Source organism: Syntrophorhabdaceae bacterium (genome assembly GCA_028698615.1).
In the GTDB taxonomy this organism is placed as follows: Bacteria; Desulfobacterota; Syntrophorhabdia; order Syntrophorhabdales; family Syntrophorhabdaceae; genus Delta-02.
On sequence record JAQVWF010000049.1, the window covers coordinates 1 to 15,838 of the forward strand.

14 protein-coding genes, 1 tRNA gene and 1 other RNA gene are annotated in these 15,838 nt (G+C 54.4%); 13 read left to right on the forward strand and 3 right to left on the reverse strand.

Annotated elements, in window-relative coordinates; all coding sequences use genetic code 11:
• From aspS to zapB, 7 genes are all read left to right on the forward strand, one after another.
• Positions 1 to 1,725: aspartate--tRNA ligase (gene aspS, locus PHC90_12175; GenBank protein MDD3847100.1), on the forward strand; the 1,725-nt coding region annotated here is incomplete at its 5' end.
• A gap of 19 nt (positions 1,726 to 1,744) precedes the next feature.
• Positions 1,745 to 3,562: a hypothetical protein gene (locus tag PHC90_12180; protein MDD3847101.1), complete on the forward strand. Its 1,818-nt coding sequence runs from the start codon at positions 1,745 to 1,747 to the stop codon at positions 3,560 to 3,562.
• Complete coding sequence (locus tag PHC90_12185) at positions 3,562 to 4,827, forward strand: 3-isopropylmalate dehydratase large subunit (GenBank protein MDD3847102.1); 1,266 nt, start codon at positions 3,562 to 3,564, stop codon at positions 4,825 to 4,827. Before PHC90_12180 ends, PHC90_12185 begins: the two co-directional genes overlap by 1 nt.
• The gene (locus PHC90_12190; protein MDD3847103.1) at positions 4,827 to 5,324 is read left to right on the forward strand and encodes a 3-isopropylmalate dehydratase small subunit; all 498 of its coding nucleotides are present in this window, start codon (positions 4,827 to 4,829) and stop codon (positions 5,322 to 5,324) included. Before PHC90_12185 ends, PHC90_12190 begins: the two co-directional genes overlap by 1 nt.
• Positions 5,324 to 6,475, forward strand: coding sequence for an NADP-dependent isocitrate dehydrogenase (locus PHC90_12195; GenBank protein ID MDD3847104.1), 1,152 nt, complete (start codon positions 5,324 to 5,326; stop codon positions 6,473 to 6,475). The genes PHC90_12190 and PHC90_12195 overlap by 1 nt, the downstream gene beginning before the upstream one ends.
• 23 nt (positions 6,476 to 6,498) lie before the next feature.
• Positions 6,499 to 7,618 (forward strand): peptide chain release factor 2 gene (gene prfB, locus PHC90_12200; GenBank protein ID MDD3847105.1). Its coding sequence is split into 2 segments (ribosomal slippage): positions 6,499 to 6,567 and positions 6,569 to 7,618, totalling 1,119 coding nucleotides; the frame shifts between segments, so codons are not numbered across the junction.
• A gap of 6 nt (positions 7,619 to 7,624) precedes the next feature.
• Positions 7,625 to 7,879, forward strand: coding sequence for a cell division protein ZapB (zapB, locus tag PHC90_12205; protein MDD3847106.1), 255 nt, complete (start codon positions 7,625 to 7,627; stop codon positions 7,877 to 7,879).
• Here the strand turns inward: zapB and PHC90_12210 are convergent.
• Complete coding sequence (locus PHC90_12210; GenBank protein MDD3847107.1) at positions 7,876 to 8,088, reverse strand: hypothetical protein; 213 nt, start codon at positions 8,086 to 8,088, stop codon at positions 7,876 to 7,878. The genes zapB and PHC90_12210 overlap by 4 nt on opposite strands.
• A gap of 68 nt (positions 8,089 to 8,156) precedes the next feature.
• Here PHC90_12210 and ssrS point away from each other — a divergent pair.
• The 6 genes from ssrS (at position 8,157) to PHC90_12240 (ending at position 13,982) form a co-directional block, all read left to right on the forward strand.
• Positions 8,157 to 8,334, forward strand: a non-coding RNA gene (gene ssrS, locus PHC90_12215) — 6S RNA.
• 166 nt (positions 8,335 to 8,500) lie between these two features.
• Positions 8,501 to 10,054: a ribonuclease Y gene (gene rny / locus PHC90_12220; protein ID MDD3847108.1), complete on the forward strand. Its 1,554-nt coding sequence runs from the start codon at positions 8,501 to 8,503 to the stop codon at positions 10,052 to 10,054.
• The gene (locus PHC90_12225; protein ID MDD3847109.1) at positions 10,044 to 10,823 is read left to right on the forward strand and encodes a TIGR00282 family metallophosphoesterase; all 780 of its coding nucleotides are present in this window, start codon (positions 10,044 to 10,046) and stop codon (positions 10,821 to 10,823) included. The genes rny and PHC90_12225 overlap by 11 nt, the downstream gene beginning before the upstream one ends.
• A 49-nt stretch (positions 10,824 to 10,872) precedes the next feature.
• The gene (tyrS, locus tag PHC90_12230) at positions 10,873 to 12,078 is read left to right on the forward strand and encodes a tyrosine--tRNA ligase (GenBank protein ID MDD3847110.1); all 1,206 of its coding nucleotides are present in this window, start codon (positions 10,873 to 10,875) and stop codon (positions 12,076 to 12,078) included.
• Between the two features lie 107 nt (positions 12,079 to 12,185).
• Positions 12,186 to 12,258 (forward strand) — tRNA-Asn (locus PHC90_12235).
• A 149-nt stretch (positions 12,259 to 12,407) separates the two neighbouring features.
• Complete coding sequence (locus PHC90_12240) at positions 12,408 to 13,982, forward strand: aldehyde dehydrogenase family protein (protein ID MDD3847111.1); 1,575 nt, start codon at positions 12,408 to 12,410, stop codon at positions 13,980 to 13,982.
• Positions 13,983 to 14,010: 28 nt separating this feature from the next.
• On the opposite strand, the gene ald is transcribed toward PHC90_12240, so the two are convergent.
• Together ald and PHC90_12250 are read right to left on the reverse strand one after the other, a co-directional pair.
• Positions 14,011 to 15,120, reverse strand: a complete 1,110-nt coding sequence (ald, locus tag PHC90_12245) for an alanine dehydrogenase (GenBank protein MDD3847112.1) — start codon at positions 15,118 to 15,120, stop codon at positions 14,011 to 14,013.
• A 43-nt stretch (positions 15,121 to 15,163) separates the two neighbouring features.
• Positions 15,164 to 15,676: a DUF6125 family protein gene (locus PHC90_12250; protein MDD3847113.1), complete on the reverse strand. Its 513-nt coding sequence runs from the start codon at positions 15,674 to 15,676 to the stop codon at positions 15,164 to 15,166.
• Positions 15,677 to 15,838: the final 162 nt, after the last annotated feature.

Sequence of the window (15,838 nt, forward strand, 5' to 3'; positions counted from 1 at the left end):
GAACATGTGGACACGACGGTGACCCTTGCAGGATGGGTTTACAGGAGACGCGATCATGGAGGGCTCATCTTTGCTGATCTGCGTGACGTGACGGGGATCGTCCAGGTCGTATTTTCTCCGGAGATATCGCAGGAGGCCCATGAAAGGGCGGGTGACATACGGAGCGAATATGTCCTCAAGGCAACGGGCAAGGTCAGAAAGAGACCTGCCGAGACGGAGAATCTGACCCTTCCCACCGGTGAGGTCGAGGTGTATGTTTCGGACTTCGAGGTCCTGAACACGTGCAGGGTTCTTCCCTTTCAGCTCGACGACGAAGAGATCAACGAGGCAACGCGCCTGAGGTATCGCTATCTCGACATGAGGCGTCCCGAGGTGCAGAAGATCTTCATCGAGAGGAGCAGGGCCTATGCGGTAACACGGGATTATCTCATGTCGAAGGGATTTTACGAATTTGAAACGCCCCTTCTTACGAAGAGTACGCCTGAGGGCGCGCGCGATTTCATAGTGCCAAGCAGGCTCAATGCCGGAATGTTTTATGCGCTGCCGCAATCACCTCAGCTCTTCAAACAGCTTGTCATGATGAGCGGCTTCGAGCGGTATTTCCAGATAGCCCGTTGTTTCCGTGACGAGGACTTAAGGGCCGACCGGCAGCCCGAGTTTACCCAGATAGACATCGAGATGAGCTTTGTCGACAGGGAAGACGTGATGAGCATCAACGAGGGGCTCATCATTGCCCTCTACGAGGCACTGAAGGGAAGGAAGCCGCCGGAGGTCCCTTTTCCCCGGATGAGCTTTGCCGAGGCGATGGAGAAATATGGCAGCGACAAGCCCGACCTGCGCTTCGGCCTGCCCATCATGGACATGACGGATATATTTTCGAGAACGGAATTCGGCGTTTTCAAAAAGACCATCGAGTCGGGCGGATCGGTGAAGGGCCTTGTCCTGAAGGGGAAGACCCTTTCCCGCAAAGACCTTGACGCGTCGGTGGACACGGCGAAGGACCTGGGGGCGGGAGGTCTCGTCTGGATACGCATGGATGCCGACAGAGCTCTCCAATCCCCGACGGTGAAGTACTTAAGTGACGAAGAAAAGTCGGCGATGATATCCCTTTTCGGGCTTGAGCCCGGTGATGTGGCCTTTATGATGTGCGACAAACGTCTCAGGGTCAGCGAGCTCATGGGAAGATTCAGGCTCTACCTTGGGGAGAAGTATGATCTCATTGATAAGAGCCTCGACAAGTTTGTCTGGGTCATCGACTTCCCCCTCCTCGAGTACAGCGAGGAGGAAAAGCGCTACGTCGCCCGGCATCATCCCTTTACATCTCCCAAAGAAAAGCTTGTCGGCTTTGATGGCGATTATGATTCCGTTCTTGCCAATGCCTACGACCTCGTTTTCAATGGTGTGGAACTTGGCGGGGGGAGTATCAGGAACCACCGGACCGAAGATCAGGCCGAAATGTTCCGGCTTCTCAACATAAGCGAGGAGGAGGCCGCAGACAAGTTCGGCTTTCTTCTGGAGGCCCTCGACATGGGCGCGCCTCCCCATGGCGGCATTGCTTTTGGTTTTGACCGCATACTCATGATGTTCCTGGGGCTCAGCAGCATCAGGGACGTCATTGCCTTTCCGAAGACGCAGAAGGGGTCCTGCCTTCTTACCGGAGCTCCCTCCAAAGTGGGGCCAAAGCAGCTCGGGGACCTGAAGATACGGACCATCATCACCGAATGATCTTTTCGAGGGGGTTGTTATGAGGAAGAAGGAGAAGAAAAAGGGATTTATATTCAAGAATCCAGCCGTAGCATCCAATTTTCCTCTCATAGATGTGGACCATCCCCAGCTTTTCAGGGATATCTTTCCCTATAACGAGGTCTGCAAGGTAAAGTTCGACCACAAGATCGAACTCATCGATCCCCCGGATGATATATACATAACAGACACGACCTTCAGGGACGGTCAGCAGGCCAGGCCACCCTTTACGGCACAGCAGATCGAGGACCTCTTCGAATTCCTCCATCGATTGAGCGGCCCCAACGGGGTCATCCGGCAGACCGAGTTTTTCCTTTACAGCGACAAGGACAAGGAGGCGCTTGGCAGGTGCCAGGAGAAAGGCTACCGGTACCCGGAGATCACCGGATGGATCCGGGCCCACAAGGACGACCTTCAGCTTGTCAAGGACATGGGGCTAAGGGAGACGGGGATCCTCACGAGCGTCTCCGATTATCACATATTCCTGAAGCTTAACAAGTCGCGGTCCCAGGTGTTCAAGGACTATCTCAAGATAGTCGAGAACGTCCTCGACGAGGGCATCATACCGAGATGCCACTTCGAGGACGTGACCAGGGCCGACATCTACGGTTTCTGTGTTCCCTTTGCCCAGGCGCTCATGACCCTCTCGGAAGAGGCCAAGCTGCCCATAAAGATACGGCTGTGTGATACCCTGGGGGTGGGCATTACGTACCCCGGTTCGGCGCTTCCGAGGTCCATAGGCAAGATAATTCGGGCCATGATCGACGACGCAGGCGTACCTTCGGATTGCCTCGAGTGGCACGGCCATAACGATTTTTACAAGGTTCTCATCAACAGCATCAGCGCGTGGATGTATGGGTGCACATTCGTCAACGGGACCTTTCTCGGCCTGGGTGAGAGGACGGGCAACGCGCCCATCGAGGGCCTTATTATGGAATATGTCTCCCTGACGGGGGAGAATAACGGTGTTGACACGACGGTCATAACGGAGATGCGCAATTATTTCGAACGGGAGATAGGGCACCATGTTCCCAAGAACCAGCCCTTCGTGGGGCTCGACTTCAACGCCACATCGGCGGGAGTGCACATAGACGGTATCCTGAAGAACGAGGAGATATATTCACCTTTTGACACGAACAAGCTTCTGAACAGACCCCTGGCGGTGAACATCACCGACAAATCGGGCCTTGCGGGCATAGCCCACTGGGTCAATTCCCACTTTGCCCTGACGGGAAAAGAGAAGGTGGGGAAGACGCACCCCGGGGTCGCAAAGATCAACAAGTGGATAGCAAGACAGTACGACGAGGGCCGGATAACGTGCATGTCGGAGGAAGAGATCGAGCACCAGGTGAGGCGGTATATCCCCGAGATCTTTGTCTCCGAGTTCGAGCTGATGAAGAAACGGGCCTTCGATATGGCCGCACACCTTGTGGAAGAGTACATCGAGGAGCCAGGGATCAAGGGCATGCGTCCCGATAAGCAGGAAGAGTGCCTGAAGGGCCTCGTCGAGGACTATCCCTACATTCAGTTCGCATACGCCGTCAACGGTGAGGGCATCAAGATCACCCGCAATATCACACAGGTCGTGGATAAGGCGAAGTATCATAAGATCGGCCTTAATGATGATTTTTCCGACAGGGATTGGTTCATCAAGCCCATGAGTGACGGTAAGATACATGCCACTGACCTGTATTCGTCGAGGATAACAGGGGCATTGTGCGTTACCGTGTCGGGGCCGATACGGGACGACATGGGTGAGATCGTGGGTGTACTCGGTCTCGATATACGATTCGAAGATCTGACCAAGGCGGAGGGCTGATGCAGAAAGGCAAGACCCTGGCGGAGAAGATACTCGGCAGGAACAGGGGCGGCGAAGCGGGGCAGGGCAGCTATGTCGTTGTCAACGTGAACAGGATACTTCTGCAGGACGGGACTGCGCCGCTGGCGATAAGGAAGTTTTGGGACATGGGTTTTGACGGGCTCTTCGACGGGGCCAGGGTCACCTTCTTCATCGACCACGCATCGCCGAGCCCCCGGATGGAGCTTTCCAATGACCACATGATGATAAAAGAGTTTGCTGAGCGCTACGGCGCAAGAGTGAGCGATATGGGCGAGGGCATCTGCCATCAGCTCATGTCCGAGGGAACCCTGTTGCCGGGAGAGGTTCTCGTGGGGGCCGATTCGCACACCTGCACGGGTGGGGCCCTCGGTTCCTTCGCAACGGGTATGGGTTCCACGGACATCGCAACGGCGATGGGCCTGGGCAAGACCTGGATGAGGGTTCCTGAAAGCTTTCTCTTCCGTCTTTTCGGGACCTTCCCGAAGGGGGTGTATCCCAAAGACCTCATTCTCAAGATCATCGGTATGATAGGAGCGGATGGCGCGACATACAAAGCGATGGAGTTCTCGGGCGAGGCCGTGGCAGGCATGAGCATCGAAAGCAGGATGACCATCGCAAATATGGCCGTGGAGGCGGGGGCAAAATGCGGGCTTTTCCCATCCGATGAGATGACCCGGCTCCATCTGCGCCTCAGCGGGCGCGAGGGATCCTTTTTGGAGATCTCGCCTGACCAGGGGGCGCTCTACGAGGAGGTCTTCGACATCGACCTCGGTGAACTGGTGCCCATTGTCAGCTTGCCTCATACCGTCGATAACACGCGGAGGATCGACGACAGCGAGGTTGGGAACATGACGGTGCAGCAGGTATTCATCGGTTCCTGTACCAACGGGAGGATGGAGGACCTGAGGGTTGCATCAGATGTCTTGAAGGGTCGAAACAAGCATCCCGGGGTTCGTCTCATAGTCGGGCCCGCATCGCGGGAGGTATACCGCATGGCGTTGAAAGAGGGCATCCTGGAGACGCTCCTCGATGCGGGAGCAACGATTCTGCCCCCCGGCTGCGGCCCCTGTATCGGTCTGCATCAGGGCATTCTGGGGAGGGGCGAGATATGTGTGGCGACATCGAACAGGAATTTCCTGGGCAGGATGGGCAACCCAGAATCGGGTATTGTCCTTGCCTCGCCGGCGACGGCGGCGGCGAGTGCGCTGACGGGCAGGATCTCCGACCCGAGAGAGGTTCTGTGATGATCATAAAGGGAAAGGCCTGGATATTCGGGGACGACATTTCGACGGATCACATCATTCCCGGACGATTCTATCACCTGCGCTCCAACCTGGAGGAGTTGAAGAAACACGTTTTTGACGATATTGCCCCCGGTTTTTGTGAAAAAGTGAAGAAAGGCGATATCATCGTAGGGGGAAGGAATTTCGGCCTGGGCTCGAGCAGGGAACATGCCCCTCTTATCATCAAGCTGGCCGGGATCGATGCAATAGTGGCCCGTTCCTTCGCCCGTATTTTTTACCGGAACGCAATCAACGTCGGCCTCGCGGCGATCATCTGTCCCGTGGACGGTATAGGCGAAGGCGACGAACTTGAGATTGGTCTGGACGAAGGGTCGGTACTCGATACTGCGACGGGTGAAAGGAAGAGCTTCTCCCCCCTGCCTCCCATCATGCGGAGTATCCTGAACGAGGGCGGTCTCGACCACTATATCAGGAAACACCGGGGGTTCAGTATCTGATGGAAACGATCAGGATACCCGTAATTGCCGGGGACGGGACCGGTGAAGACATATGGAACGCCTCACGGGAGATCATCGAGGAGGCGGTGCTCAGGACGACGGACGGCATGAAGCGCATCGAGTGGATCCCTCTCCTTGCGGGGCTGAAAGCCCTCGATACGAAGAACGTCCTGCTGCCGCAGGAGACCGTCGACGCCATTACGGAGTGCGGTATAGCCCTGAAGGGCCCTTTGACAACACCCGTTGGAGGGGGCTTCAGGAGCGTCAATGTTTCTCTGCGGCAAGAGTTCGATCTCTATGTCTGCATACGGCCCATACGCTGGTTCAAGGGCCTTCCCAGCCCCCTTACGAACCCCGAGGCGGTGGATATCGTGATCTTCAGGGAGAACACGGAGGACCTCTACAGGGGGATCGAATGGAAGGAGGGCACGGCGGAGGCAAAGACCGTGATCGACTTTCTGAAGGAGGTGATGGGCGTTGAAGTGAGCCTGGACAGCGGGATAGGGATAAAGCCCATGAGCAGGGCAGGCACGCGGCGGTTCGCGGAATGGGCGATAGCATGGGCCATAAAAGCGAAACGCAGGGCCATCACCGTGGTCCACAAAGGGAACATAATGAAGTATACCGAGGGGGCCTTTCGCGAATGGGCATACGAGACGGCAACAACCTTCGGTGACCATGTGTCCGCCAGCGGTGAGACGGGCAAGATCCCCATAAACGACAGGATAGCGGACAATATGTTCATGCAGGTCATCGCGAAACCCGGGGACTATGATGTTCTCCTGTGTCCCAACCTCAACGGGGATTACCTGTCTGATGCGTGCGCCGCGCTTATCGGCGGCCTTGGTGTGGCGCCGGGCGCCAATATTGGCGATGTAGTGGCCGTCTTTGAACCCACTCACGGGAGCGCCCCCAAATATGCGGGCCGGGACATGGTAAACCCCACGTCTTTTATCCTGTCAGGGTCGATGCTGTTCGACCATATCGGAATGGAACGAACGGCGGCGGCCATTCGCCGCGCCGTCGAGGAAACCATACAGGCCGGGATCGTCACCTATGATCTGGCGCGCCAGATGAAGGGTGTAAGCCCCGTGAAATGCTCGGAATTCGGTAGTGCAGTGCTGAAACGGCTGTCGGGCTTCCCGGCATAATATGGAGAGAAGGGAATAGAGACATGATAGACGAACTCAAGGGAAAGATAGACGAGCTTCAGGGACGCATCCGCTCCCTCAGAGGTTATCTTTGACCTGCCTCAACTTCACGAAGAACTGGAGCGATTGGACCGGGATATATCGCAGACGACCTTCTGGGAGGATCAGGAAAGGGCGCAGAAGACGCTCAGGGAGCGCTCCAGGGTCGACGAAGAGATAAAAAGCTGGAAGAAGAAGGAAGAGGAGCTCGAAGAGATCCTCATACTCAGCGATTTCATACGGGAGACGGAAGATTCGAATGATGTCGAAGAGCTTGTCGGCCGCGTGAGGTCCCTCGAGGAATCTCTTGGGTCTTACGAGATAGAGAGGATGCTCTCGGGGGAAAACGACGACAATAATGCAATCATGTTCATCAATTCCGGTGCGGGGGGAACGGAGGCCCAGGATTGGGCCGAAATGCTCTTCAGGATGTACTTGAAGTGGGCCGAGAGGAAGGGTTTTGAGACCCAGGTTGTCGACCTGCTCGCCGGTGAAGAGGCGGGAATCAAGAATGTCACCTTCGTGGTGTCGGGCAACCACGCCTATGGGTATCTCAAGTGCGAGAACGGTATTCACCGTCTTGTCAGGGTATCCCCCTATGACACGAATAACCGCAGGCACACGTCGTTTGCCTCCGTCTATGCCTACCCCGAGATACCCGATGAGATAGAGGTCGACATCAGGGAAGAGGACCTGCGCATCGATACTTACAGGTCGAGCGGACCCGGCGGCCAGCACGTGAACAGGACCGATTCGGCCGTGAGGATCACCCACCTCCCCACGGGTATCGTGGTGCAATGTCAAAATGAACGGTCCCAGCATAAGAACAAGTCGATGGCCATGGCTATCCTGAAATCGAGGGTCTATGCGCTGGAGAAGAAGAAGCAGGATGAGAAGATGGACACCCTGAACAAGGAGAAGAAGGACATAGCCTGGGGAAGCCAGATCCGTTCCTACATTCTCCACCCCTACAGACTCATAAAGGATCACCGGACGAAACACGAGGAACATAACGCCGATGCCGTACTCGATGGGGATATTGATGCTTTTATAAAAGAGTACCTTTTGTACTTGACTTTCGATCAGAAAAGGGAGGATAATTAGGTAGATATGGAAATTTTTAGCATAAATAAAGAGATAATCAACGTAAACCGTATAGAAGAACTGGAAGAAAAGATCGACCGACTCATCGAAGGCTATCGTCTCATGAAGGAAGAGAATGAGAGGTTGAAGGCACAGGTCGAGTCTTTTGAGAGCAACGACAAGGATTTGCAGGGAAAGATATCAGAGATCCGGGGCGAGCGGGAATTACTCATCGAGAAGGTTCAGAAGATACTCGAGAAAGTCGAGAGAGTAGAGGTCTAGGGGTTCGCATGGACAAGAAGGTGGAAGTAACCATCCTGAAGCAGCCTTTTACTTTCGTCGGAGAAGATGATGAAAGGATAAAGCGCGATGCCCACTTTGTCGGTGATAAGATTGACCGTGTTGTCACTCGCTACGGCATCGTCAACACCCTGAATGCTGTGATCATGGCGATGATGGAGCTTGCGGACGAGTACCTCGAGATGAAGCAACAGGTAGAAAAGGTAGATGGAAGGACTCTTCGGCTCATTAAGAAGTTCGAAGATATTGAGAATATAGATGTTCCCTGCGGTGTTCGTGATAGGCGGTAGGCTGTGAGCCAACACCTCAACACAGGGAGTTGTTTCCTGCTGCGGTGTGCATGCTCACCTCGAGTGAGAAGCCTGATGCAGCATAACGACACCCACGTGACAACGAGGTTCAAGACATATCGTTTACACGGCATCTGCGGGGCTAATTTTAAGGGGTAATGCTTAAGGAAACAGAGGTTTGACATAAATAGACTTCGGGCCAATACGGAGGGGTATCCAATATAATGGTTTATAAATATCTATGTTATTAATCCTCTTTCTTTCCTTTTGACCGCACCCCCTTAATAATATTGAGATATATTAGGGGGTCTTATTGAATACAATCGTGATAGCCGCCATTGCTTTTGTTGTTGCTCTTTTCGTTGGATTCTTTCTCACCAAACTTGTTCATCAGAAAAAAGTGGGCGAATACGACAAGATCGGGAAGAAAATCCTCGATGATGCCAAGAAGGAAGCTGACGTCCTGATGCGGGAGACCTCTCTTCAGGCGAAGGATATAGTCCTTCAGGCCCGCAATGAGATCGAACAGGAGGTCAAGACCCGCAAGATCGAGATGCAGAACACCGAGCGAAGGCTCTCGCAGAAGGAACTGAATATAGACAAGAAGCTCGATACCCTTGAAAAGAAAGAGGATGAATTATCCCGTAAGGACCGTGAGGTATCGAATAAGCATAACCAGCTTGAAGGAAAGATCAGGGAGCAGGAAAGCCTTTTGGCGCGTTCAAGGGAAGAGTTGGAGAAGATATCGGGGATGACGGGTGAGGAAGCAAAAAAGATGCTCATCCAGGGCATGGAAGAGGAAGCCCGGTTCGAGTCGATGAAGATGATCAAAAAGATTGAAGAAGAGGCCAGGGAAAAGGCGGATAAGAAGGCAAAGGAGATCATCGCCTTTGCCATTCAAAGATATGCCGGGGAATACGTCGGTGAAGATACGGTCTCCGTCGTGCCTCTGCCCAACGAAGAGATGAAGGGTAGGATCATAGGCAGGGAGGGGCGAAACATCCGTGCCCTGGAAGCAGCCACCGGGGTGGACATCATTATCGATGACACGCCCGAGGAAGTGATCCTGTCCTGTTTCAACCCCGTAAGAAGGGAAGTGGCGCGGATAGCCATAGCCAAGTTAATAAGCGACGGCAGGATACACCCTGCCAGGATCGAGGAGATCGTCTCGAAGGTTGCCGAAGAGATGGAGGAGAAGATCAAAGAAGCCGGGGAACAGGCGGTGTTTGACCTTGGTGTCCACAACGTTCATCCCGAACTGGTCAAACTTTTGGGCAGGCTCAAGTTTCGCAGCAGCTACGCCCAGAACATCTATCAGCACTCGCTGGAGGTCGCCTTCATCTGTGGCGCGATTGCCGCTGAACTGAGGGTGAGCGTGAAGGAGGCCAAGAGGGCGGGGTTGCTCCACGATATAGGCAAGGCTGTCGATCACGAGGTTGAGGGTTCTCATGCGACGATTGGTGCGGACCTCGCGAGAAAGTACGGTGAAAGCGACGAGATCATCCACTCCATCCTTGCTCACCATGAGGATGTAGAGGTAAATAGCCTTCTCGATGTTATCGTGCAGGCGGCCGACGCATTGTCCGGGGCCAGGCCCGGCGCCCGAAGGGAAATGCTGGAAACCTATATCAAGAGGCTTCAGGAACTCGAGAAGATCGCGAATTCCTTTCAGGGTGTGGAGAAATCATACGCCATACAGGCGGGCAGGGAGATACGTATCGTTGTCAACAGCGAGAGGACAAGCGACGAGAACATCATCATGATGTCCAAGGATATAGCGAAAAAGATCGAAACTGACCTTTCCTATCCGGGTCAGATCAAGGTGGTCGTGATCAGGGAGACACGCTCGATTGAATATGCAAAGTGACCGGTTTACAGTGCTCTTTCTCGGTGATGTGATCGGAAAGCCGGGAAGAAGGGCCGTGAGTCAATACCTGGAGCGCTCCCGGGCGGATTTCGTCGTCGTGAACGGTGAGAATCTTGCCGGGGGTATAGGGATAACCACAAGGACGGCCGCAGAGATGCTTTCCCTGGGCATCGACGCGATCACGACGGGTAACCATGTCTGGAAAAAGAGAGAGGTTGTCAGCTTTCTCATGGAAGAACAGAGGGTTGTGCGTCCTCTCAATTATCCTCGGGGAACCCCGGGCTTCGGATACACTGTGGTGAAAAAGAATGATGTTTCCCTCTGCGTCGCAAACATAGAGGGACGTATCTTCATGAATTCCCTCGATTGTCCCTTCAGGGCCATGGAGGAGTTTCTCAAGAACGAAAGACCCGATGCGCCGATAATAGTGGATTTCCATGCGGAAGCAACGTCGGAGAAGATAGCCATGGGATGGTATCTCGACGGGAAGGTAACTGCCCTGATGGGCACCCATACCCATGTGCAGACCGCAGATGAGAGGGTCCTGCCCAGGGGTACCGGATACATTACCGATGCGGGCATGACAGGCCCTGCCGATTCCGTTATCGGTATGGACAAGAAAGGGGTCCTTGAACGCTTCTTCACCCAGATGCCTCAGAAGTTCGAGGTCGGAAAGGATGATGTCGAGGTCCAGGGGGTTTTGATCACAATCGATAGGAATGGGTACAAGTGCCTCGATATCAGAAGAATTAAAGAAAAAATAGCCTGAGATCCGTTCAAGCAGCAGAATCGTTTCAAAACACAACCTTGGAGATGTCATGGGTATCGAAGAACAGGTAGCGGTCATAAAGCGCGGAGCGGTAGACCTCATCAACGAGAAGGAACTGAGGGAGAAGCTTTCGCGTTCAGAGAAGGAGAACAGACCGCTCAGGGTCAAGCTTGGCCTTGACCCGACAGCGCCCGACCTTCATCTCGGCCATACCGTGGTTCTTCAGAAGCTCAAGCAATTCCAGGACCTGGGTCATATCGCTATATTCCTTATCGGTGATTTCACGGGCATGATCGGTGACCCGACGGGGCGCAGCGAAACGAGGCCGGCGCTTACGAAGGAAGAGATCATGGCCAATGCCGAGACCTACAAGAAACAGGTCTTTAAAATACTCGACCCGGACAGGACGGAAGTCCGATACAACAGCGAGTGGTTCGAGAAGATGAGTGCCGCGGACATGATCCGGCTTTGCGCTCAATACACGATGGCGAGAATAATGGAGCGGGAAGACTTCAGGAACCGGTACCAGAATAATCTGCCCATCAGCATTCACGAATTTCTCTATCCCCTTGTCCAGGGGTACGATTCGGTAGCATTGCAGGCTGATATCGAACTTGGCGGCCATGACCAGATATTTAATCTCTTCGTGGGAAGGGACATTCAGAAGTCCTACGGCCAGGAATCGCAGGTCCTCGTCACCGTGCCATTGCTCGAGGGTACGGACGGTGTGAACAAAATGAGCAAGAGCTATGGTAACTACGTTGGTATTGACGAGCCCCCCGACGACATGTTCGGTAAGCTTATGTCCATTTCCGACGATCTGATGATCAAGTACTACGAACTCCTGAGCGATATTCCCCTCAATGCCCTGGTGGCTTTGAAGACGGGCATAGCCGCCGGTACGGTCCATCCCAGGCAGGCCAAAGTGGACTTCGCAAAGGAGATCATCACGCGCTTCCATGACGAGGCTGCGGCAAGGGCAGCCCACGAGAACTTCGAAAAGATGTTCAGGGACAAGGAGATACCCGACGACATCGAGACGGTGGTAATGAACCGCTACGATGCGGGGATATGGCTTCCCAAGCTCATGGTGAACATGGGTCTCGTTCCCTCCACGTCGGAAGCGAAGAGGATGATCAAGCAGGGGGCGGTCACGATAAACGGGCAGAAGATGTCCGTGGAAGACCTCCCCGCAGGACATGAACTTGTCATCAAGGTGGGCAAGAGAAAGTTCAAGAAACTTATTCTCCAATAATGGCCGGTAAACCCTTGACACAGACCGAAATTTGTAGTTTATTTTACCCGCAATCATTGTAGGTTTTTGTTGGTTCCAGGCTTTTTTGATTCAAGGATGACATTCACTCCCCGGTAGCTCAATCGGCAGAGCGGCTGGCTGTTAACCAGTAGGTTGCAGGTTCGAGTCCTGCCCGGGGAGCTTTTTTATCGGCAGAACCAGTTGCTCGGAATTGCTGTCTGTGCGGTGAAGTTTTTCTTTGATGTTTCTTCCCGTTTCTTCCTATAATAGATATCCCCGACTGTGAGCAAAGTTTGTTCGTACTCTACACATGCGGGGACTGGCATACCATGAAGAACCTGTTCCCATATGAAAGCGATATTCCTGCACACATGCTTGAGGGCATACCCGTTGGAGGGAAGGATTACCTTCTCGATGGGAAGGTCGAAGGGTGGAAAGGACCCTTCAGGGACGTTTCCTCTCCGTTGCTGGTGCGTGGTAGCGGAGGGTTGTCTCAAAAGTGTATCGGATCTGTTCCGTCGATGGACGAGGAGGCGTCTCTCGGTCTCCTCATCCATGCCCGCCGCGCCTTCTCCGATGGCCAGGGGGAATGGCCGCGACTGCCCCCCAGGGAAAGAATAGAACGCTTCGATGCCTTTCTTTCACGCTTGGAGGAGGGAAGGGCACAGATCGAGCGCCTACTCCAGTGGGAGATAGGCAAGACCTCGCGCGACGCGGCCAGCGAGTTTGACCGTGCCCTCGCTTACGCCCGGGCATGTTTTGAGAACCTTCCGGAGCTTGGCGGGGCGACGGCCGATTCCGTTACAGGCAGCGGTATCGCCGGGCGGCTCGAAAGGGTGCCCCGTGGGGTCGCCCTCATCATGGGACCCTTCAACTATCCTCTTTTTGAAACGATGACCGCCCTTGCACCGGCGATGCTCACGGGCAATACGGCGATCATCAAGCCACCCAGGCTGGGGTGTCTTATATTCCAGCAGCTTCTCAAGCCCATTCAGGACCTGTTCCCGGCCGCGTCAGTCAGCATCGTCTATGGTGACGGGAGGAGAACCATACCTTCCCTTCTTTCTTCGGGACTGGTCGACCTTTTTTACTTTATCGGAACCAGCCCTGTAGCCAGTTACCTCAAGGGGCTTCATCCAAAGCCGCACCGACTCAAATGTATCCTCGGGCTGGAGGCGAAGAACCCGGCCATAATCCTCCCCGATGCTGACATGGACAGGGCGGCGGCTGAATGCGTCAGGGGGGCCTTGACGTTTAACGGACAGCGGTGCGCCGCGTTGAAGATCCTCTTCGTCCATCGCCGGGCGGCCGCAGAATTCAACGAACGCCTCAAGAAAGCTGTCTGTGCTTTGAGGTGCGGGATGCCCTGGGAGGAAGACGTTTTCGTGACACCTCTTGCCGAGCATGACCGCACACAGTATCTATCGGGATTGGTGGAGGATGCCGTGAGCCTCGGTGCGGAGGTTATCAACGACGGCGGGGGTGACACGGAGGGGAGCTTCTTTTACCCGGCATTACTTTATCCCGCCTCGACACAGATGCGCGTCTGCCGCGAGGAGCAGTTCGGTCCCGTCGTACCCATAGTCCCGTACGACGATATAGATGAGCCCCTCCGTTACATCGCGGAATCGAATTATGGTCAGCAGGCGAGTATTTTCGGCAGGGACAGGGTGGTGCTGACACGACTGACGAGATATCTCATTCACCACGTTTCGCGGGTCAATATCAATTGTCAATGCCAGCGCAGTCCCGATACGGTCCCTTTCACGGGAAGAAAGGATTCCGCCGAGGGAAGCCTTTCCATCTCTGAGGCCATAAGCGCTTTTACGGCCCCGACCTTCATAGCGACGAAGAGCGATGATGGGGATGTTGACATCATTGAGAAGATCTTTAACAAGGATTAAGCGGCCAGTGATCAAGTTCCAGGTCGCCTTATGCCTTATTCCACTTTTTCCATTTCATTCCGAACGCTTCGGCCACAGCGCGATGGGTGATGGCGCCATTCCTTACGTTGATGCCGGAGGCTATCATGGGGTCGCTCAACGCCGCCTTCTTGACGCCCACGGATGCTATGGTCTGAACGTAGGGAATGGTTGCATTTGTCAGGGCGAATGTCGATGTCCTCGGAACCGACGCGGGCATGTTCGGCACCGCGTAATGGATGACGTCGTAAAGCCTGTATGTGGGCTCGCTGTGGGATGTGGGCCGTGTTGTCTCAATGCATCCGCCCTGATCGATGGACACGTCTACGATAACCGAACCAGGTTTCATACGTGATACCATCCGCTCGGACACTACGACGGGCGCCTTTGCCCCCGGTACCAGGACGGCGCCGATGAGGACATCGGCATACTGCACGGACCTCTCGATGGTGTGACTCGTCGAGTAGACGGTCATGACCCGGCCGCGCATGATATCCTCAATGTATCTGAGCCGCTGCTGGGAGATTTCGATGACGGTGACATGGGCTCCGAGACCCGAGGCGATCCGGGCGGCATTCAATCCTGCTATGCCGCCGCCAATGATGACGACCTCGGCCGGAGGTACGCCCGGCACTCCGCTTAAAAGAACCCCTCGTCCACCGTGATCCGATTCAAGGAAGCGCATGGCAACCTGAACGGAGATCCGTCCCGCCACCTCGCTCATGGGGATGAGAAGGGGAAGACGCCCGAACATGTCCTCCATGGTCTCATAGGCGATTCCCGTCACTTTTGTCTTAATGAGCCCTTTCGTGAGTTTCTCCGACGAGGCAAGATGGAGATAGGTGAAGAGAACCTGCCCCTCCTGAAGGAGAGAAAGCTCCGTTTCAAGAGGCTCCTTGACCTTTACGATCATATCCGATCTGGCAAAGACCGTCCTGCCCGATTCGACAACCTCGGCCCCTTGCTGCGCGTACTCCTCGTCGATAAGTCCGCTCCCTGTCCCGGCTCCCTTTTCGAGCAGGACGTGATGGCCGGCGGAAACAAGGGCATGCACACCCGCCGGTGTCATGGAAACCCTGTTCTCACCTTCTTTGATCTCTTTCGGTATGCCTATGATCATCCTTCCTCCATCTCAGATGTGAATCTCCGGTTCTGACCTCTCCTTATGAGGCTTCCGTGAACCTCCATTTGCAGAAACAATCGTCGGGATGCTTGTCGGGCGGTGCGAAGACACACTCAACCTTTATGGAGGGATCGACCGCCCGGGCTATGCTCTCAAACTCCCCGTGGTGCATATGCTTGCAGACAAATTCGCCGAGGCCGCGCCTCAGGCGCGCTTCCTGTGTCGGACAGTGAGGCACGGTCACCATGACCTCGTCCTCTTTCTCCTCGAACTTATATTCAACCAGGATAGTCCAGGGGAAGAGTTTCAATACCTTCGTGAAGCCCTTAAGGCCCCTGTCCGTGATGCCGAAGCGCTGCAATAGATCGCGGGTACCCAGCTCGGGTACGCGCGACCACACCTTCTCATTGATGCGTTCGGCCTGTTCCTGGCCGAATGTGTCGCCGACATAGATGAACCAGAAGGCATCCATGACGCGGTAATGCCAGAGGAGGAAGGTAAGGTAGTCACGCAGTTCGTCCTCTTTCATATCGGCAAAAACAGAAAGATCCATCAGATTCCTCCTCAATTTTAGTGAATGGCAGCATCGTTTATTGTAAATTAGTTGATCATCAAAAGACAATGAAGACCATCTTTTTCGACAAAAAAATATTTTCCTGGTGTCTCTTTGACTTCGCCAACTCAAGCTATTCGGCGGTCATTTCGGCGGTGGTCT